The sequence below is a fragment of the Skermanella stibiiresistens SB22 genome (assembly GCF_000576635.1).
GTDB lineage: Bacteria > Pseudomonadota > Alphaproteobacteria > Azospirillales > Azospirillaceae > Skermanella > Skermanella stibiiresistens.
In genome coordinates, this window is sequence record NZ_AVFL01000011.1 from 45,296 (window position 1) to 63,776 (window position 18,481).

The following is an 18,481-nucleotide window of genomic DNA, read 5'->3' on the forward strand; positions in this document are numbered from 1 at the left end:
CCGATCCGTCACGCCTTCTCGCTGTCGATGTGGGCCAGTTGCTCGCGGGTGTAGCGGTCGCCTGATGCCGCGCCGGGGGGCAGGGCGCGATCCAGTTCAGTCAAGTCGTCCGCCGACAGCGTCAGTTCCGCCGCTCCCAGCGCTTCGGTCAGCCGGTCGCGGCGCCGGGCGCCCACCAGGGGAACGATGTCCTTCCCCTGTGCTGCCACCCAGGCGATCGCCACCTGGGCGACTGCGGCGCCAATCCGGTCCGCGATCGCGCGCAGCCGTTCCACCAGCGCCAGGTTGGCATCCAGGTTCTCCCCCTGGAAGCGCGGGCTCATCAGGCGGAAGTCGCGTCCGGCGGCGGGCCGCTCCTTGGTCCAGTGGCCACTGATCAGCCCGCGCGACAGCACGCCATAGGCGGTGATCCCGATGCCAAGCTCGCGGCACGCCGGCAGGATGGCGGTCTCGATCCCGCGCGAGATCAGCGAGTATTCGATCTGGAGGTCCGCGATCGGATGGACCGCCGCCGCCCGCCGGATCGTCTCGACGCCGACCTCGGACAGCCCGACATGGCGGATGTATCCAGCCTTGATCAGGTCACCGATCGCGCCGACCGTCTCCTCGATCGGAACGGCGGGGTCGAGCCGCGCCGGCCGGTAGATGTCGATGTGGTCGACGCCCAGCCGCCGCAGCGTGTAGGTCAGGAAGTTCTTGATCGCCGCCGGCCGCGAATCATAGCCGATCCAGTCGCCCGCCGGCCCGCGCAGCGCGCCGAACTTGACGCTGATCAGCGCCTTGTCGCGGTCGCGGCCCTCCAGCGCCTCGCGGATCAGCAGCTCGTTGTGGCCCATGCCATAGAAGTCGCCGGTATCCAATAGCGTCACGCCAGCGTCCAGCGCCGCGTGGATCGTGGCGATGCTCTCGGCGCGGTCGGCGGGACCGTACAGGTCCGACATGCCCATGCAGCCCAAGCCGATCATCGAGGTGTCCGGGCCGCTTGTGCCAAGTTTGCGATGTTCCATGATCCTCATCCTTCATCGGGTTCCGTTGGCGCGGATGATGACTCCACGCCACTCCCCCGATAAGCTGGATAATCCCGCACGTACTGTTCACTCCAGAGAACAATGGACTCGAAGATGGAAGAAGCGGATCTTCGCGACCTGCACGCCTTCGCCGCCGTCGCCCGCCTGCGCAATTTCCGCCGCGCGGCCCTGGAACAGCGGATGTCCGTCTCCAGCCTCAGCCAGCGCCTCCGCGACCTGGAGGAGCGGCTGGGCGTCCGCCTGCTCAACCGCACCACCCGCAGCGTCGCTGCCACCGAGGCGGGGGAAAACCTTTTGCGCCGGATCGCCCCCGCCTTGGCGGAGATCGCCGAGGCCGTCACCGAGGCGCGCGGGCGGCAGGGCGTCGCCACCGGCCGCCTGCGGATCAACGCCCCGGCCCCAGCGGCGCAACTGGTCCTGGCGCCCATGGTGGCGCCGTTCCTCAAGCGCCACCCCGGCATCGACCTGGAGATCGCCGTCGACACCTCGCTGATCGACATCGTCGCCGAGGGCTACGACGCCGGCGTCCGGTTCGAGGAGCACTTGGCCCGTGACATGATCGCGGTTCCGTTGGGCGGTCCCCAGCGCTACGCCGTCGTCGCCTCGCCGGAGTTCCTGGCCGCCCATGGCACGCCCACCGAGCCCGAGGATCTGCTCGGCGCCCCGACCATCACCACCCGCTTCCGGAGCGGCGCCATCCTGTCGTGGGAGTTCGAACGGGACGGGCGCGTCGTCCGCATCGTCACCGACGGCCCCTTCACCTGTTCCGACATCCGGACCCAAATCCAGGCGGCGCTCGACGGGCTCGGCTTCATGCTGACCTTCGAGGGTTACGTCACCGCCGCCGTGGAGCGCGGCCGCCTCGTCCGCGTCCTCGACGGCTGGAACCAGAGCTTTCCCGGCCCCTTCCTCTACTATCCCAGCCGCCGCCAGCCACCGGCCGCGCTGGAGGCGTTCCTGGCCTTCGTCCGGGAATGGCGGCGCGACGATCGGGGGGCCAAGCCTGTTCTCCAGGGGTGACCAGCCACCGCCCCGACAAGAGTCTTCCGATGACCCAGAGAAATCCCGGCCCGACAGCCCTCGCGCTCACCGCCGCGCTCGCGGCCACCGCCTGCACCAGTGCCGTGACCTCGCCGGTCAGCCCGCCCGGACAGGCGGAGACGACCAAGACCAACGTCCTGGAAGCGGGCGCCGCGGCGCTCCAGACCAGCGCGCCCCTGAGCGGAATGGACATCCACCTCGTGGGCTTCCACCCCATGAAGGACGATCCGACCCACCAGATGGAGGCCCATCACTTCTGCCGGCAGGTCAACGAGGACTTCGCCCAATGCTCCCTGTTCGACGGGAACACGGCGGCCGCCAACCTCACCGGCGTCGAGTACATCATCTCCGAACGCCTGTTCGACCAGCTTCCGGCGCATGAGCGCCAGTATTGGCACCCGCACAATGGCGAGATCCTGTCCGGCCAGCTCACCGCCCCCAATATCCCCGCCGTCGCGGAGAAGGAGCTGATGCGGACCAAGATGAACAGCTACGGCAAGACGTGGCACACATGGCAATCGGAACACGGCACCGAACCCGGCGACACGCTGCCGCTCGGGGCGCCGAAGCTGGCGTGGTCGTTCAACCGTGACGGCGAAGCCCAGCCCGGTCTGGTCGAGGCCCGCGACCGCGCGTTCGGCGTCTCCACCGACGAAATCCGCCAGGACCGCCAGGATCTGCTCCCACTCGCCCATCCGCAATCGGGCGTCGACGCGCTCAAGGGCAAGTTCCCCGGCAGGACCCAGCCGATCCCCGGCGTGGTCGACAAGACGGCCGCCAGCCGATAACGTCGGCGCCCTAAATCGAACAACCCAGGGAAGGGGAGGGACACCACCATGGATCTCGGATTGAAGGGACGCAACGCCATCGTCTGCGCCTCCAGCCAAGGGCTCGGCCGGGCCTGCGCCATGGAACTGGCGCGCGCCGGCTGCACCGTCGTGATCAACGGACGCGACGCCGACAAGCTGGCCCAGGCGGCGGCGGAGATCAGGAAAGAGACGGGGGCCACCGTCCACGCCGTCGCGGCCGACGTCAGCACCCGCGAGGGCCAGGACGCCCTGCTCGCGGCCGTGCCGACCGTCGACATCCTGGTCAACAACAACGGCGGTCCACCGCGCGCCGACTTCCGCGACATCGACCGCGACGCCATGCTGAAGGGCGTCGTCGGCAACATGGTGACGCCGATCGAACTGGTGCAGCGGGTGATCGACGGCATGACCGAACGCGGTTTCGGCCGGATCGTCAACATCACCTCTTTCTCGGTCAAGATGCCGCTGAACGGGTTGGACCTGTCGAGCGGCGCCCGCGCCGGACTGACCGGGTTCCTCGCCGGCGTCGCCCGCTCGGTCGCAGGGTCGAACGTGACGATCAACTTCCTGTTGCCCGGCTCGTTCGAGACCCGCCGGCTCCAGTCCGGCCAGGAGGCATCGGCCAAGCAGCAGGGCATCCCGTTGGAAACCCTGAGGGACCAGACCCGCGCCCAGATCCCCGCCAAGCGCTTCGGCGATCCGGCGGAGTTCGGCAAGGCCTGCGCCTTCCTGTGCTCGGCCCATTCCGGCTACATCACCGGCCAAAGTCTTGTGATTGATGGCGGCGCCTATCCAGGGATCCTGTGAACGCTCCATCGCCAAGACTATCTTGTCACCAAAGCCACGTTTTGTCGGGTTTCCCTCCATCGGAAACCAGCGTTCGTCCCGTTCTCGCCTAATCTTCAACCAAATCAGCTAGTTGTACGGCTAGCACGGAAATTGCTTAAGGCTGATCCAACCGGTTTTCGACACCGTCGAAGACATGGTAAAGCCGTTGGTTATTCATCAAACCGTCACGTGACTTGGAGCGATCCAGGGAAAGGGGCGGGATGACCGGCGGCTTTTCAGCACCTGTTCTTGCAAATTCCGAGATAAGGAACGAAGTCGTGGCAAACGTGACTTTCCGCTCTCCGTCCATGGCCAAGGATATCACCTTGTACGCCGTGGCGGGCGACCGTGGCACCCTGCTGGCCCTCGCCAAGGCGCACAAGATTCCCATTCCGTTCGATTGCGGCGACGGCAATTGCGGCTCCTGCGTGGTCGAGGTCGAGCACCTGACCAAGAACGCGCCCTATGGCATCGCCCTGACCGAGAAGGAAAAGGAGATGCTCCGCCAGCTCGGCAAGATCACGGCGGCCGAGATCGAGAACGCAGAGACCAACGACATGCCGCCGCGTCATCGGCTGGCCTGCCAGTGCTTCGTGCGCAACGAGGACATCGCGGTGATCTTCCCCGGCGACGAAGTGCTGCCCAAGGCCAAGCCGGCGCTGTCCACGGCGGTCAAGTCCTACAAGGGCGGGCTGGAGATCGCCTCGGTCGCGGAATTCCTCGGCTACGCCGTCAAGGTCGAGGAGGACGCCGCGATCCACTTCGAGGAGCTGGCGGTCGAGATGGCCAAGGTCGGCAACACCGAGGTCGCCGCCCTGTTCACCCAGCTTGGCGAGTATTCGCGCCTGCATCTGGCCCAGGCCAAGGAACGGGCCGGCGGCGCCGTCGATGAGCTCGACATCCCCGGCGACCACGTCTGGCCGACCCTGGCGACGCCGGAGCGCACCGCCCTGTGGGCCGGTGACCCCTCGCTGTCGCGCCTCGACGCCCTGCGGGCCGCCCTCCAGGGCGAGAAGCTCGGCTTCGAGTTCTACTACACCGTCTACGGCCACACCAAGGACCCGGAGATCGCCGAGCTTGCCAACGAGTTCGTCAAGGAGGAGGCCGAGCACGTCGCCATCCTGGAGCGCTGGATCGAGCGCGAGGAAGCCGCCCGCAAAGCCGCCGCCCAGGCGTAAGCAAAAAACGCCGGGGGTTCACTACTCCCGGCGTTATCTTTCTAGTATTAATAAGTATTCCTTGTAGGTCGGCTAGAGCGAAGCGGCAGCCGACAAGCAGGCGCGTCGATGTCGGCTGCCGCTTCGCTCTAGCCGACCTAAAAATTACTTGACAGTAGCGGATATGATATCCTAGTTTCGTCGAAAATTGTCGGATATGCTCGCCATGGTTCCTTTCCACCAAGACACTAAAAAGGACACCTTCGCGGATGAAGTGTCGCGGACGCGACGCGCCATGCCGCTTAAGGATCGACTGGTGCGTTTCAAAGCGCTTGCCGAAGCACTCGGGCCAAGTGACCCAACCTTCGACATGAAGACCTACACCGATGGGATGTGGGAGGGGGGTTGACGTTCGTCGCCGCCAAGGCGCGGACCAGAAACCTTAGGATCCCGCAGACACCCCCGGCCGGCGGAGCAGGCGGAGCGCGTTGAGCGTGACGAGGACGGTGGCGCCGGTGTCGGCCAGGATGGCGAGCCACAGGTCGGTGACGCCCAGCACGGTGGTGACCAGGAACACGGCCTTCAGGCCCAGCGCCACCGCCACGTTCTGGTGGATGTTGGTCATCGTGGCGCGGGACAGCGCCACCAGTTCGGCGACGCCGCCCACCCTGTTTCCGAGCAGCGCCGCGTCGGCGGTCTCCAGCGCCACGTCGGTGCCGCCGCCCATGGCGATGCCGACATCGGCCGCCGCCAGCGCGGGGCCGTCGTTGATGCCGTCGCCGACCATCGCGACCGGGGCCGCCGACTTCAGCGCCGCGATCTCGGTCAGCTTGTCCTTGGGCAGCAGCCCGGCCTTGACCTCGACGCCCAGCGCCCGCCCGATCGCCGCTCCGGTCCGCGCGTTGTCGCCGGTCAGCATCACGGCGCGGACGCCAAGCTGTCCCAGCGCCGCGATGCCGGCCAAGGCGCCGGGCCGGGGCTCGTCGCGCAGCGCCAGCAGCCCGATCGGTACGCCGTCGGCCACCACCACCACCACGGTCTTGCCGTCATCCTCCAGCGCCGCGACGCTGTCGGCGGGAATGGACGCCGCGCCGCACCGTTCGATCGCGTGACGCGGCGAGCCGACCTCGACCAGCTTGCCGCCGACCACCGCGCGCGCAGCCCTTCCGGGCAATGCTTCCTGTGCCCGCGCCGGGCGGACCGGCACGCCCTCATCGGCGGCCCGCTCCACGATGGCGCGGGCGAGGGGGTGGCTGGAACCACTCTCCACCGCCGCGGCCAGCCCGAGCAGTGCTCGGCCGGTGCCCGACAGCGGCACCAGATCGGTCACGCGAGGCCGCCCCAGGGTCAGCGTTCCGGTCTTGTCGAAGGCCACGGCGCGGACCTTGCCGATCGTCTCCAGCGCGGCACCTCCCTTGATCAGCAGGCCGCGCCGCGCGCCGGCCGCGATGCCGGAGGTGATCGCCGCCGGGGTGGAGAGCACCAACGCGCAGGGGCAGCCGATCAGCAGCAGCGCCAGCCCGCGATAGATCCAGGTGTGCCAGTCCGCCCCGAACCCAAGGGGAGGCACCACCACCGTCAGGACCGCGGCCAGGATGACGAACGGGGTGTAGCGCGCGCTGAACCGCTCGATGAAGCGGGCCGTCGGTGATTTGGACGCCTGCGCCTCCTCGACCAAGTGGATGATCCGGGCGATGGTGTTGTCCGCCGCCGCCCGCGTCACCCGCACCCGCAAGGCGCCGGTCGCGTTGATGCCGCCCGCGATGACCGGCGAGCCGACCCGCTTCGGCACCGGAACAGACTCTCCCGTCACCGGCGACTCATCCACGTCGGACTCCCCATCGACCACCTCGCCATCGGCGGGCACCCGGTCGCCGGGCCGGACCAGCGTGACCTGTCCGATCTCCAGCCTTGAGGCCGGAACCTCGCGAGCGACGCCGCCCTCGATCACCAGCGCGGTGCGGGGCACCAGCGCCGCCAGAGCCTGGATGCCCGACCGGGCCGAGCCGGCGGCGATGCCTTCCAGCAACTCGCCGGCGGAGAACAGCAGGACCACGACCGACGCTTCCGCCGTCTCGCCGATGATCAGCGCCCCCAAGGTGGCGATCGACATCAACATCTCGATGCTGAACGGCGATCCGGCGCGGGCCAAGGCGACGGCCCGCCGCCCGAACACCCACAGCCCGACCAACGCGGCAGGCACCAGGGCGCCATCCCCCAGCGCCGGGACCAGCGCCGAGATCGCGAAGCCCGCCGCGGCCAGTACCGCGATCAACCCCGTCAGCCGGGCCTTCGGCGCCTTCCACCAAGCCTCCCTGGCGGCGCCGCCGGCGTCAACCTCCGCCTCGCCCTCCGCCACCACCTGGATCAGGTCCATGTCCTCGACCTGGAAGCCGAGGCTCCGGATGGTGCCCTCCACCCGGTCGCGCGACGTCCCGGTTTCGTCCACCCGCAGCCGCAGGACCTGGGAATGATAGCTGACGCCGACATCCGTCACGCCGGGCAGCCGCCCCAGCGCCGTTTCGATCTTGGTGGCGCAGCTTGGGCAATCCATGCCCGCCACCTTGTAGCGCAAGGCACCGCCACCATCCGCACCGTCACGCATGGAAATCCCCTTCGACCCTCGGGCGAGGGATGCCTCCATCCCCCGCGAGTGCTAGAGATGCACCCTGTAGCCACTACAGGGTCAAGGGCCATGTCCGGAAAAATTCCATCCTCCGATCACACGATCGGCCCCCATACGATCGGGGCGCTCGGCAAGCTGACCGGCGTCAATGTCGAGACGATCCGATACTACGAGCGGATCGGACTGCTGGCGGGCGCCGCGCGCAGCTCCGGCAATTACAGGATCTACGACGACCGCCACGTCAAGCGGCTGACCTTCATCCGCAAGGCGCGCGACCTGGGATTCCCGCTCGAGGCGGTTCGCCGCATGCTGGCCCTGTCGGATCAGCCGGACCGCCCCTGCGCCGAGGTCGACGACCTGGTGGTGGAGCAGATGGGCGAGGTCGAGCGCAAGATCGCCGACCTCACCCGGCTCCGGGACGAACTCGCCCGGCTGGCCCATCAGTGCCGCGGCGGCCTCGTCTCAGATTGCAGGATCATCGAGGCCCTATCGCCCTGAACCCCTCAGCCGACCCGGAACAGCGTTCCCACAGCCAGATAGGTCAGCCCCGTGATCAGGACGGTGCTGATCAGGTTCAAGTAGACGCCCGCCTTCGCCATGTCCGCCACGGTCAGGTTGCCGCTGCCATAGACGATGGCGTTGGGCGGCGTCGCCACCGGCAGCATGAAGGCGCACGACGCGGCCAGTGCCACCGGCACCGTCAGCATGAACGGGTCCAGCCCGATGCCGACCGCGACCGATCCGACCAGCGGCAGGAAGGCCGCCGCCGTCGCGGTGTTGCTGGTCAGCTCGGTCAGGAAGATCACGGCCAGCGTCGCGACCAGCATGACCAGGATGACCGGCCACGAGCCCAGCAGTCCCAGCATCTGGCCCAGCCATTCCGCCAGACCGCTGTCCGAGATCGCGGACGCCAGCGACAGGCCGCCGCCGAACAGCAGCAAAACCCCCCAAGGCAGCTTGCGGGCGGTGTCCCAATCCATCAGGAACCCGCCCTTGTCCGAACCGGACGGGATCACGAACAGCAGCAGCGCCGAGGCGATGGCGATCACCGTATCGTCGATGCCGGGAACCACGCCGGACAGCAACGGCCGCAGGATCCAGGCCGCCGCCGTGACGATGAAGACCAGCCCCACCAGCTTCTCCGGCCGCGTCATCGGCCCCTGGCCGGCGATCTCGCCGGAGACGGCGCTCATGGCGCCCTTGATCGCCCCGGCCGGCGTCCGGAACACGACCTGCGTCAGCAGCAGCCAAGCCAATCCCAGCATGACCACGACCAGCGGCACGCCCACCACCATCCACTGGGCGAAGCCGATCTGCACCTGATACGTCCGCGCCATATAGGCCGCCAGCAAGGCGTTGGGTGGCGTGCCGATCAGGGTCGCCAGACCGCCGATGCTGGCCCCATAGGCCACCGCCAGCAGCAGCGAGACCGCGAAGTTCCTGCGCCCCACCGCGTGTTCGGGAGCCTGCCCGCCGGCGCTCCGGTCACGCTCGATCAAGGCGATCACCGACAGGGCCACCGGCAGCATCATCACGGCGGTCGCGGTGTTGCTGACCCACATGCTGAGGAACGCGGTCGCCAGCATGAACCCGCCGACCAGCCGTGACGGCTGGGTGCCAACCCACGAGATGATGGTCAGCGCGATGCGCCGGTGGAGGTTCCAGCGCTGCAATCCCAGGCCGAGCACGAAGCCGCCGAGGAACAGGAAGATCAGCGGATCGGCGTAGGGAACGGCGGCCTCCCGCGGCGTCGCCACGCCCAGCAGCGGGAACGCGACCAGCGGCACCAGCGATGTCGCGGCCAGCGGCAAGGCTTCCGTCACCCACCACGCCGCCATCAGCACGGCGACCGCCGCCACGGTCCACGCCGGCTCCGACATGCCCGCCGGGGCCGGCAGCATCAGCATGACCGCGAATAGCAGGAACCCCGTGGTGATCCCCAGGAGTGGACGCCCGACCGGTGTCTTCCCGATCTGGTCGTCTTCCGCGCTTTCGGCGTTCGCCGTTCCTTCAGATGTGGCCATCTCTCGGCTTCCTCCCGCGTCGTCCCAAGGGGGCATGGCTCCCACACCCCCGCACGGGCGCTATGTGTGCGTCGGAAGCCGGAAAACGATCCTCGATGTGCCGTCCAGAGTGATTTTCATGAAAATAAGTCGATCTTCCCACATAATCCCGCAGTGCTAAAGAAGCTGCGCGCTACGCGTGAAGTCTAAATTTAATCCGTGATTATTTTTACTCGCGCATGGCAAATCAACGTTTGAATTCATACGTTCAAGCTCGATATCTGAATTCGAAATCATACACCGAGGAGGATATCATGCGTTCACCATTGCTGTACACCGCCTCCATCCTTACTCTCCTGGCTGGCCCTGCGCTGGCCCAGACGACGGAAAGCAACCCCCCTGGCCATCCCGCCAGCAACGCGCCGGCCTTCGCGGTCGAGGCGCCATCCGGCGGCCCCGCCATGGGAACGGCGCCCGACACCTCCGCCGAGGCGCTTCGCGAACAGCCGACCGAAACCGCCGCCCCGGGTGCCGTCAGCGTCTCCGACATGATGGGCAGGACGGTGCGCGGCAGCGACGGCGAGTCCCTGGGCTCGGTCGAGGATGTCATCATCGATCCCCAATCGGGCGAAGCGCGCCAGCTCGTGATCTCCAGTGGCGGCTTCCTGGGGATCGGCGCCAAGCAAATCGCGGTCGATCTCGCCAGCGCCAACCTCGGCACCCAGGAGAACGACCTCCTGCTCCCCAACATGGCGCAAGCCGACATCGAGGCGCTGCCCGAGTTCGAGATGGAGGAGGGCATGACCACCTTCAACACCCGCCCCACCACCGAAACCGAAGCCTCCGACACCACCACGACCCAGTAATCCCCCCAAAGCCCCGGCACCACCCGAGCCGAGCCGGCGTCACACCGAAAGCGGATCACCCCCGCTCCGGCCGTGGCGCCGGCTTCGGCGTGCCTGATGGGCGGGGCAGGGGCCTCGTCAGTCCCGCAGGCCGAGGGCCCGTATCCACGCGTCGACTTGGCCGAAGGCGTCCTGCTGCCATTGTTCGGCGGTGCGTTCGCCCAAGAACCGGGTTTCCTCCACGAAACGCCGGACGCAGGTTGGCCCATAGCCATCTGGATCGTTGAACTTGTCCGCTATGTGACGATAGCCCCGCTCACCACTCGCATCCGCCAGCAGGGGGCGGCATGCGTCCGCCAGTGCCTCCACTCCCTCCGGCCAGTTCCGGATACAGTAGTAGATGTCGTAGGAGTCCTTCTGCTTATGCCGCCCGTGAAGCGCGTGGCCCTTCATGGCCAGAAGTGCCGGAATGGAGGCGACGGCGATTTCGACCCGGTTGGTCCCACCACCCGGCATCGCTCCGTCGATCACGACCATCTGGCGATACCGTAGGGCCAGATCGGCACCCGACGCGCGCTGCACCGCGAACTCACCGATGAGGGGAGGAACATTCCTCACGATCGCGGCATCGCGCGGCATCAGGAAGTCGACGATCACGTCGATCGGTCCATCTCCGGAGCCGCCGATCACCCGGCGCACCAGCTGAAAGCGTCGCAGTTCCTTCCGCTGTTGATAGCCATGGCTCATCAACGACTGGACCAGCGTCGCATACTCACCATCACCCAGCGCTTCGGCGTCCAGGCTCAGATCCACGTCGATCGTGCCGACATGGGGCATGTCCTCGTTCGCCAGGAGCAGCCACGGCACCGCGCCGCCGATCACGGCGAACTTGCCCCGGAAGCTGCCAAGGATCTGGCCGATCTCCATCAGGACCGCCTTGACGGCGGCGGATGTCCGGTCGTCGTAGTCGGCGGCCGTTCGCGGTTCGGGGAAAGCTACCGGCTCCATGAAAGCGTCTCCCGCCGCAGGTGTTCGGCGGCCGCGCGCCCATGTTCACCGGCGATGGACAGGTCGAGATAGGTCTGGACCGGGCTGGTGCAGCCGATGCCCTGGACGGGCTCGACCCTGTCACGGAAGATACCCGGGTCGCGCGGCACGGTGACGATCACGTTCTCGCCTTTCGAAGCCGGCGCCAATTTCAAGAATTCGCGCAGCCGGTCGAGCCCGGCGCCGTCGGCAAGGAGGAACTGGCTTCCCGCGCGGGCGTAGGGAGCCAACCAAGTGGCGGCCGAGAACGAGGCGAACATCAAGGAACCATCGTCACCGCAAGCCTCGAAGGCCCTACGGGCGGCGTCCTCGAAAGCCTTGCCATGCAGAGTGGTATAAAAGCCCAGCCGCTCACCAGAGAGTGGCTCGTAGGCGTCCCGCCACGCATCCAGCAAGGCGTCCGGCGCGTTCAAGAGCAGTCCATCAGGTTGGACCGCCGCCCATTCCCGGTCGAGCAAGGCCGCGCGAATATTGCTGACATGGCCCAGACTGACATTGGCCGCCGCAGCGAGATTGGCGACACGCCACGCTTTCGCGGGCGAGCGCAGCATGACGCGCAAGACCTGCGCGGATTTCGGCTTGAAGAGGGATTTCAGCTCACGCCGTTCGGCCGGCGGCTTGCCCTCCACGCGGCGTTCGATGAACACGCCGTCGAAAACGATCCGAGCGTTGCCTTCCAAATCAAGGAAGCCAACTCCATTGTCTCGGCACAGGGCCTGAGCTTCCGGAGAGAGATAGGACGCGACAAGGATTCCCATCGCCTCACCCTCGGCATGGGACATCCAGTGACGCAACTGGTGCAGTTGCGCCCTTACGTTTCTAAGCTGCCCACTGAACTTGCATTCCACCAACAATATTTTCTCGCGGCCATCCACATTCAAATGAATGACGAGATCCGCTCCATTATCCCCTTGGAGAGGATTGCGGACAAACTCGACACCGTCCGGCCCGATCGCCGGCACCTGCTCAAGAAGCTGCCTGACAGCGTGAGCCGCCTGCCCCTCGAACGTTTTCACCAATTCATGAGTTTTCAGCATCCGCTGAAAATGCTGATTTCAGTGAAAATTGTCAATCGAGATTTCACTGAAGTAGCCTATTTCAGCATTTGCTAAAACCGCCTCCAGGAGTGAAAACGCCGATCACGCCAGCCTGCTTCGCACAACGTGAAACGGGGGCCGAACCTTCCAAGGGGGCGTCGCTTCCTTGACATTCCGGGGTAATCCGATCAGAGTCGTCGCGGCTCCGCACCCGCGGGGCGGCCGAGCGGAAGGGGGCCAACCCTCCCACCCGGCCTGACCACTGATAGTCCGTCTGAAGGAAACCGTATCAATGGCTACCGCCAGCAATAGCACACCGCCCGGCGCGTTCGCGCGCCGATTTTTGGCGTCCGCCGCCGCGGGGGTTCCGACCCTTGCGGCGGCGGGAAAGCCGCCCCACCGCGTCCCACCTCCGGCCTGAACGCCCAGCCCTCGGCCCGCCTTCCTCCCGAAGGCCAGCCCGCTCCTCGACCCAGGGGCGAGCGCCGCACCCGCGCGCGTCATCCCCCGTCGTCGTGTCGTTCCTCCGGAGACGCGGACCATCCCCCATGTCCAAAAACACCCAAATCGACCCCGACCTGACCTTCGAACCGCTCCGCCGCGTCATCGGCAAACTGCTGCTGGTCTGGGGCGCCCTGCTGCCGCTGATCGCCTTGCCCTACACCCTGGTCGACGCCTATCCGCCGGTCCCCCTGCTGATCCTCCCCCTGACGGCGGCCACCGCAGCCGTCGACCCCGGCGCGCTGGTCCTGGCCTACCACGACATCATCGCGGGAGCGCTGACCCTGATCGGCATGGGACTCTCGTTCCTGGTCCTACCACCACCCTTCCGCTGAAGCCAACCCAACCTGCCGCCGCCAATCCGGACGCTGGTCCTCCAAGACTTCATCGGCATCACCAACGCGCCATTCCACGACGTGATCCCACAAGCGCTTACTTGAAGTCTCCACCCATCCCAATTCGTCATACCCGGACTTGATCCCACAAGCGCTAACTTAAGATGGGTCGCAGTCCAGATCAGGATATCAATTCTCCCACATCGTCATACCCGGACTTGATACGGGTATCTGCCCTCGGGAGATTGGACGGTCGAAACCGAACTTTAGATTGAAGTCACTACGTCGGTTTCGGCCGATAGATACCCGGATCAAGTCCGGGTATGACGATAAGGGGAGTGAGGATCCTTAAGTTAGCGCTTATGGGACTTGATCCGGGCACCTGTCATCGGGAGATCTGCGGGCGAAATCCGAATTCAAGATTGAAGGGACTTCACTGAATACTAGTCTCGTAAGTCATCAATTAGGTATCAACTCGAATGGTTCCCGCCCTCCCACCGCCCCTACCAACCCCCTCCCGGAAGTCGAAACCGCCAGCTCGGCTAAAATTCACTGGCGTCAGTCACCGCGTCCAGAATAGGATAATAATCCATACCCAATCCCATCCCACCAAAGGCCACCGCCATGAAGACCCCAGCCTCCGCCAATCCCGCCCCCAACAAACCCGCCTCCACCCGCCCGAAGCTGACCTCCCGCCAGGAGGCGTTCTGCGAGGCGATGTCGGCCAATGTCGGCGGGGCGGAGGCGGCGAGGCGGGCGGGGTATTCGGTCAGCGGGGCCAAGCAGCGCGGCGCGTTCCTGATGCGCCAGCCGGAAATCCGCCTCCGTGTCGATGAAATCCGGGCCGCCCGCCGCGCCCAGCATCAAGCCCACCTGAACGAGGCCGACGAGCAGGTCGGCTGGGTGATCGAGGACGCGTTCGAGAGCAAGCGGCCGGCTTTGGCTCTCCGCGCCATCGAGTTTCGCCTGAAGCTGCGCGGCGTCATCCAGGACAAGCGCATCGCCCAGCATTACCACGGGGCGCACGATACCCGGCCACACCCCGACGCCGACTTGGAGAGCCTTCCCGGCGATCCGGACGAGGACCTTGATCCCATCCGCTTCAGCCCCGGCTTCGACCAGCACGCTCAAGCCACCCCCGCCCCGCGGGATGACCAATCCGTGCCGATAGTGACCAATGCTGACCTTCCAACGGATTTTCCGCCGCCGCCCAAGCCCGTCCCGGCGAAATCAGCCCTGGCCCCGGTCCCGAACCGCGTCCCGCCCGCCAACCCCCTCGCCGGGATGACCTATGATGACCTTTTCCGCGAAATCGAGCGGATCACCTCCGACTTCCCGTCGCTCCTGACGGCCTCGCCCCCCGCTCCCCCGCTCGGCGCCACCGCTCCCGCCTGACCGGCACCATTTCCCCGAACAACGTCCGGTCAGGCCGCGTCATGCAGGAAGCTGTCCTTGACCCGCGCCAGGGCTTCCGCCCCGGCGCTGGCGATGGCGTCGCCCAGCGGGCCGACGTTGGCGGCATCCCGCGCCCGGCACGCCGCGTCCATGTCGCGCCCCAGAGCCTCCAGCCGGCGCGCTCCCATGTTGCCCGCCGTCGAAATCAGGTCGTGGGCCTCGCGGCGCAGCGCGTCCAGATCGCCCGCCCCGGCCTTCGCGATGATGCGCTCGATTCGCAGTTCCAGGTTCTCGACAAAGCTGGTCACCAGATCGCGGAACTGCTCCGGCGGCACGTCGGCCCGCAGGTCGCCCAGCACGGGTACGTCGAGCACAGGCAAACCCCGCGGCACCGCGCCGCCGGTCTCCCCCGCCTTGACCTCCGCGACCGCGCCGGCCGCCACCTCGCGCCTCGCCGTCCAGCCCGCCACGATCGACAGGAAGTTTTCCGGCGCGAAGGGCTTGGAGACATAGTCGTCCATCCCGGCGGACAGGTATTCCTCGCGCATGCCGCTCATGGCGTTCGCCGTCATCGCGACGATTGGAACCGCCCCGGCCGGGCCGGGCAGGGCGCGGATCGCCCGCGTCGCCTCGATGCCGTCCATGCCGGGCATCTGGATGTCCATCAGGATGGTGTCGTAGCGGGTCGCCGTCGCCGACGCCACGGCGGCCTCGCCATTCTCGGCCGTGTCGACCCGATAGCCCGCCCGCGTCAGCATGATCGTCGCGATGCGCAGGTTGATCTGGTTGTCATCCACCAGCAGCACCCGCGCGCCCTCGGCGGTGACCGTCCTGACCGGAGCCGTCACCACCCGCCGCCGCTCAGGCTGACCCGCCACCGTCACCTGATCGTGCAGCCTCAGCAGGCAATCGCTGATCGCCTGCTGGCGCAGCGGTTTGGTCAGCATCGCGTCGAACGCGAACTCGCCGGCGTTCCTGTTGTCCAACTCGCCGACCGACGACGCCAGCACGACCTTCAAGTCATGGAACAAGGGGTTGGGCCGGATCCACGACAGCAGCGTCTCGCCAGACATGCCCGGCATGTGATGGTCGGTCATGACGATGTCGAACGGCGCCGAGGCCTGCCATGCGTCGTTCAGCGCGCCCAGCGCCTCCAGCCCGCCGCCGACGTCGTGGACCTCCAGCCCCAGTTGCGTCAGGTGGTGGCGCAGGATGCGGCGGTTCATCTCCAGATCGTCGACGACCAGTACCCGAAGCCCACGCAACTGCTCCGGCAAGGCCCGCGCGCTGACCACCAGCCCGGCGGACGCCTCCAGCGGCACGGTGAACCAGAACACGCTGCCGGCGCCAAGCTCGCTCGTCACCCCCAGATCGCCGCCCATCAGCGCCACCAGCTCCCGGCAGATCGACAGTCCCAGCCCGGTCCCGCCATAGCGCCGGCTGGTCGAGGCGTCGGCCTGCGTGAAGGGCTGGAACAGCCGCTCGATCTGCGCCGGCGTGATGCCTATCCCGGTGTCCCTGACCTCGAACCGCAGCCACGTCGCGGCTCCAGCCGCATCCCCAGTCCGGCCACCACCCCCGACCACCCCAACCTCGACCGACACCGAGCCGCGGCTGGTGAACTTGACGGCGTTGCCGACCAGGTTCATCAGCACCTGCCGCAGCCGGGTAGGGTCGCCCCTGTAGGCCGCCTGGACCTCCGGCCCAACCAGCGCCCCGATCTCCAGCCCTCGTTCGCGCGCCTTGGGCGCCAGCAGGCCAACGACGCCCTCGACCACTTCGGAGACCATGAAGTCCATGATCTCCAACTCGACCTTGCCGGCCTCCAGCTTGGACACGTCCAGGATGTCGTTGATGATTCCCAACAGGGCGTCGGCGCTGTCGCGGATCGCCTCCGCGCAGGATTTTTGTTCCAGCGTCAGGTCACTGTCCAACAGCAGCGCGGTCATGCCCATCACGCCGTTCATCGGCGTCCGGATCTCGTGGCTCATGCTCGCCAGGAACTCGCTCTTGGCCAGGCTGGCCTCCTCCGCCCGGCCGCGTTCCTTTTCGGCCTCCAGGCGGGAGCGGTCCAGATCCTCGGCGATGGCGACCAGATCCTCCGCCTGACGCTCCAGCTGGTCGCGCGCCGCCACCATCTCCCGGTCGTGGTCGACATAGACCGACACGTCCCTGCCAGTGCCGCGATAGCCCGCGAATTCACCATCCCGCCCGAACACCGGCTTGCCGCTGATGATGATGTGGCGTTCATAGCCATCCTCGCCGACCAGCGAATAGGCGAAGTCGCGGAACGGCAGCCGCGCCGCCAGATAGCCGTCATACGTCACCCAATGGTCGGCATCGCCTCGCGCCCCGCTACCCGCATCGACCCCCTCGGCCGGCTCGACTCCTTCGAAGGAGGCGGCGAGTTCGCGGCGGTGCTTGCCGATCACACCAGCCGGATCCAGGGAGATCGACCGGACACCCTCGCTCATGAAGGTGAAGCGATGGTCCGGTCCCGTCTCCCAGAACCAGTCGGTCGAGACCTCGGCCAAGTCGCCAAGCCGCTGCGTCGCATCGTCGACCCGTTCCGACATGTCGTTGAAGGCACGCGCCAGATCGGCCAACTCGCCGCCCGACGGCAGCATCGCCGCCCGCACGCCCCGTTTGCCCGCCGCGATCTCTCCCGCCGCCACGGACAGCACGTCGATCCAGCCCAGCACCCACCGCCGGGCCCCGGCCAGGGCGAGGCAGATGCTGGTGGCGACCGACAGGAGCAGGATGCCGATCGACAGATTGAAGCGCCATTGGGCACCAGCCAGCGCCGCGTCCCGGTTTCGCCCCACCGCCAGGACCGCGTCGCCAACCTGGACGAAGCCGAACAGCCGCTCGACGCCGTCCAGTCCCACCGCGTCGGCGACACCGCTGCCCTCCGACAGCAGGCGCCGCACCAGGGGATTGTCGGCGAACGACCGGCCGAGATACGACGCCGTGTCCGGATGATGGGCCAACATCGCGCCATGGCTGTCCAGCAGCATCATGACGGTGTCCGGCTTCTGGCGCGCCTCGGCCGCCGTGCGGTTGATCCAGTCCAGATCCATCGACACGCCGATCACCGACGTCACCGCGCCGTCGGCGCCGACCATCGGCAGGGCGGCGACCATGATCGGCTTGCCCGTCAGCTTGGCGGTCAGGAAGCCGCTGACCGCCAGGGTCCTGGTGGCGACGGCTTGCTTGAAGTACTCCCGGTCGGAAATGTTGAGCGATTGACGCAACATCTCGGCGCCGGAGCCACAGGTGATCGCGCCGTCGGCCCCCGCGCGCCAGATCGCCGCCGCCCAGGGTTGTTCGCCCGCGACATTGGCCAGGACCTCGCCGCACTCCGCCGGCCCGCCGGCCTGAACCGTCGGCACCTTGGTCAGGACGGACAGCAGGGTGCCAGCCGCCGCCTCTATCTCCTCGTGCCACGACGCGGAAATCCGGGCGAGCGTGAACGCCTCCGCGTAGGCGGACTCCATGTCGTCGCGGATCTGCCGATGGGCCAGATAGCCAACCAGACTCGCGCACGGAATGACGGAAACCGCCAGCAGCAGAAGCAACCTCGCTTTCAAGGTGCGCGTTCCATTGCTTTTCGGGTGGATTGTCACGATCGCTCCTTTGGACTTGCGCCGGGAGGATGCGGACTCATTGGTTACCTTACCACTAAGACGAAGGATATGTCGTATTCTGCCAAACTAAATAACGAACATAAATAAAAGGCCAACATTGGAGTCATCACTGCGTTAACCCCCCGATCCTGGGAAAATGGGAACAATTTCATTTCAATTGCGTTCCACATTGCATGGGATTG

14 protein-coding genes are annotated in these 18,481 nt (G+C 66.8%); 8 read left to right on the forward strand and 6 right to left on the reverse strand.

Annotated features, from left to right (window positions below; translation table 11 throughout):
* Nucleotides 1-8: 8 nt before the first annotated feature.
* Nucleotides 9-1,007 carry an aldo/keto reductase gene (locus N825_RS16095; RefSeq protein WP_037454182.1) on the reverse strand — a complete coding sequence of 333 codons (999 nt, stop codon included), beginning with the start codon at nucleotides 1,005-1,007 and terminating at the stop codon, nucleotides 9-11.
* Nucleotides 1,008-1,121: 114 nt separating this feature from the next.
* On the opposite strand from N825_RS16095, the gene N825_RS16100 reads away from it, so the two are divergent.
* The 4 genes from N825_RS16100 to N825_RS40795 all read left to right on the forward strand — a co-directional run bounded on the left by N825_RS16100 (nucleotide 1,122) and on the right by N825_RS40795 (nucleotide 4,884).
* A complete protein-coding gene (locus N825_RS16100) occupies nucleotides 1,122-2,048 on the forward strand; it encodes a LysR family transcriptional regulator (RefSeq protein WP_037454185.1) in 927 nt (308 codons plus the stop codon).
* 29 nt (nucleotides 2,049-2,077) lie between these two features.
* Nucleotides 2,078-2,857 (forward strand): OBAP family protein, encoded by a 780-nt coding sequence (locus N825_RS16105; protein ID WP_037454188.1) that lies wholly within the window; start codon nucleotides 2,078-2,080, stop codon nucleotides 2,855-2,857.
* Between the two features lie 48 nt (nucleotides 2,858-2,905).
* Nucleotides 2,906-3,685 (forward strand): SDR family oxidoreductase, encoded by a 780-nt coding sequence (locus N825_RS16110; RefSeq protein ID WP_037453893.1) that lies wholly within the window; start codon nucleotides 2,906-2,908, stop codon nucleotides 3,683-3,685.
* A gap of 299 nt (nucleotides 3,686-3,984) precedes the next feature.
* Nucleotides 3,985-4,884: a 2Fe-2S iron-sulfur cluster-binding protein gene (locus N825_RS40795; protein WP_037453896.1), complete on the forward strand. Its 900-nt coding sequence runs from the start codon at nucleotides 3,985-3,987 to the stop codon at nucleotides 4,882-4,884.
* A gap of 421 nt (nucleotides 4,885-5,305) precedes the next feature.
* Here N825_RS40795 and N825_RS16125 read toward each other — a convergent pair whose 3' ends face one another.
* The gene (locus tag N825_RS16125) at nucleotides 5,306-7,468 is read right to left on the reverse strand and encodes a heavy metal translocating P-type ATPase (RefSeq protein ID WP_037453899.1); all 2,163 of its coding nucleotides are present in this window, start codon (nucleotides 7,466-7,468) and stop codon (nucleotides 5,306-5,308) included.
* Nucleotides 7,469-7,558: 90 nt separating this feature from the next.
* Here N825_RS16125 and N825_RS16130 point away from each other — a divergent pair, with 90 nt between their 5' ends.
* Complete coding sequence (locus N825_RS16130; protein ID WP_051512445.1) at nucleotides 7,559-7,987, forward strand: MerR family transcriptional regulator; 429 nt, start codon at nucleotides 7,559-7,561, stop codon at nucleotides 7,985-7,987.
* Nucleotides 7,988-7,992: 5 nt separating this feature from the next.
* Here N825_RS16130 and N825_RS16135 read toward each other — a convergent pair whose 3' ends face one another.
* The gene (locus N825_RS16135; RefSeq protein ID WP_084164781.1) at nucleotides 7,993-9,513 is read right to left on the reverse strand and encodes an SLC13 family permease; all 1,521 of its coding nucleotides are present in this window, start codon (nucleotides 9,511-9,513) and stop codon (nucleotides 7,993-7,995) included.
* Between the two features lie 293 nt (nucleotides 9,514-9,806).
* Between N825_RS16135 and N825_RS16140 the strand changes: the two genes are divergently transcribed.
* On the forward strand, nucleotides 9,807-10,358 hold the full coding sequence (locus tag N825_RS16140; RefSeq protein ID WP_063833839.1) for a PRC-barrel domain-containing protein: 552 nt from the start codon (nucleotides 9,807-9,809) through the stop codon (nucleotides 10,356-10,358).
* Nucleotides 10,359-10,475: 117 nt separating this feature from the next.
* On the opposite strand, the gene N825_RS16145 is transcribed toward N825_RS16140, so the two are convergent.
* On the reverse strand, nucleotides 10,476-11,345 hold the full coding sequence (locus tag N825_RS16145; protein WP_037453902.1) for a nucleotidyl transferase AbiEii/AbiGii toxin family protein: 870 nt from the start codon (nucleotides 11,343-11,345) through the stop codon (nucleotides 10,476-10,478).
* Nucleotides 11,333-12,421 (reverse strand): restriction endonuclease, encoded by a 1,089-nt coding sequence (locus N825_RS16150; RefSeq protein ID WP_037453906.1) that lies wholly within the window; start codon nucleotides 12,419-12,421, stop codon nucleotides 11,333-11,335. Before N825_RS16150 ends, N825_RS16145 begins: the two co-directional genes overlap by 13 nt.
* Before the next feature lie 548 nt (nucleotides 12,422-12,969).
* On the opposite strand from N825_RS16150, the gene N825_RS16155 reads away from it, so the two are divergent.
* Complete coding sequence (locus tag N825_RS16155; RefSeq protein WP_037453909.1) at nucleotides 12,970-13,257, forward strand: hypothetical protein; 288 nt, start codon at nucleotides 12,970-12,972, stop codon at nucleotides 13,255-13,257.
* Nucleotides 13,258-13,881: 624 nt separating this feature from the next.
* Nucleotides 13,882-14,652, forward strand: a complete 771-nt coding sequence (locus N825_RS16160; RefSeq protein WP_037453912.1) for a terminase small subunit — start codon at nucleotides 13,882-13,884, stop codon at nucleotides 14,650-14,652.
* Nucleotides 14,653-14,681: 29 nt separating this feature from the next.
* On the opposite strand, the gene N825_RS36575 is transcribed toward N825_RS16160, so the two are convergent.
* The gene (locus N825_RS36575) at nucleotides 14,682-18,242 is read right to left on the reverse strand and encodes a response regulator (RefSeq protein WP_157619281.1); all 3,561 of its coding nucleotides are present in this window, start codon (nucleotides 18,240-18,242) and stop codon (nucleotides 14,682-14,684) included.
* Nucleotides 18,243-18,481 lie beyond the last annotated feature (239 nt).

Bases quoted from the DNA above. Each gene is read 5' to 3' on its own strand.
- N825_RS16095 (WP_037454182.1), bottom strand. From the start codon at position 1,007: ATGGAACATCGCAAACTTGGCACAAGCGGCCCGGACACCTCGATGATC.
- N825_RS16100 (WP_037454185.1), top strand. From the start codon at position 1,122: ATGGAAGAAGCGGATCTTCGCGACCTGCACGCCTTCGCCGCCGTCGCC.
- N825_RS16105 (WP_037454188.1), top strand. From the start codon at position 2,078: ATGACCCAGAGAAATCCCGGCCCGACAGCCCTCGCGCTCACCGCCGCG.
- N825_RS16110 (WP_037453893.1), top strand. From the start codon at position 2,906: ATGGATCTCGGATTGAAGGGACGCAACGCCATCGTCTGCGCCTCCAGC.
- N825_RS16125 (WP_037453899.1), bottom strand. From the start codon at position 7,468: ATGCGTGACGGTGCGGATGGTGGCGGTGCCTTGCGCTACAAGGTGGCG.
- N825_RS16130 (WP_051512445.1), top strand. From the start codon at position 7,559: ATGTCCGGAAAAATTCCATCCTCCGATCACACGATCGGCCCCCATACG.
- N825_RS16135 (WP_084164781.1), bottom strand. From the start codon at position 9,513: ATGGCCACATCTGAAGGAACGGCGAACGCCGAAAGCGCGGAAGACGAC.
- N825_RS16140 (WP_063833839.1), top strand. From the start codon at position 9,807: ATGCGTTCACCATTGCTGTACACCGCCTCCATCCTTACTCTCCTGGCT.
- N825_RS16145 (WP_037453902.1), bottom strand. From the start codon at position 11,345: ATGGAGCCGGTAGCTTTCCCCGAACCGCGAACGGCCGCCGACTACGAC.
- N825_RS16150 (WP_037453906.1), bottom strand. From the start codon at position 12,421: ATGCTGAAAACTCATGAATTGGTGAAAACGTTCGAGGGGCAGGCGGCT.
- N825_RS16155 (WP_037453909.1), top strand. From the start codon at position 12,970: ATGTCCAAAAACACCCAAATCGACCCCGACCTGACCTTCGAACCGCTC.
- N825_RS16160 (WP_037453912.1), top strand. From the start codon at position 13,882: ATGAAGACCCCAGCCTCCGCCAATCCCGCCCCCAACAAACCCGCCTCC.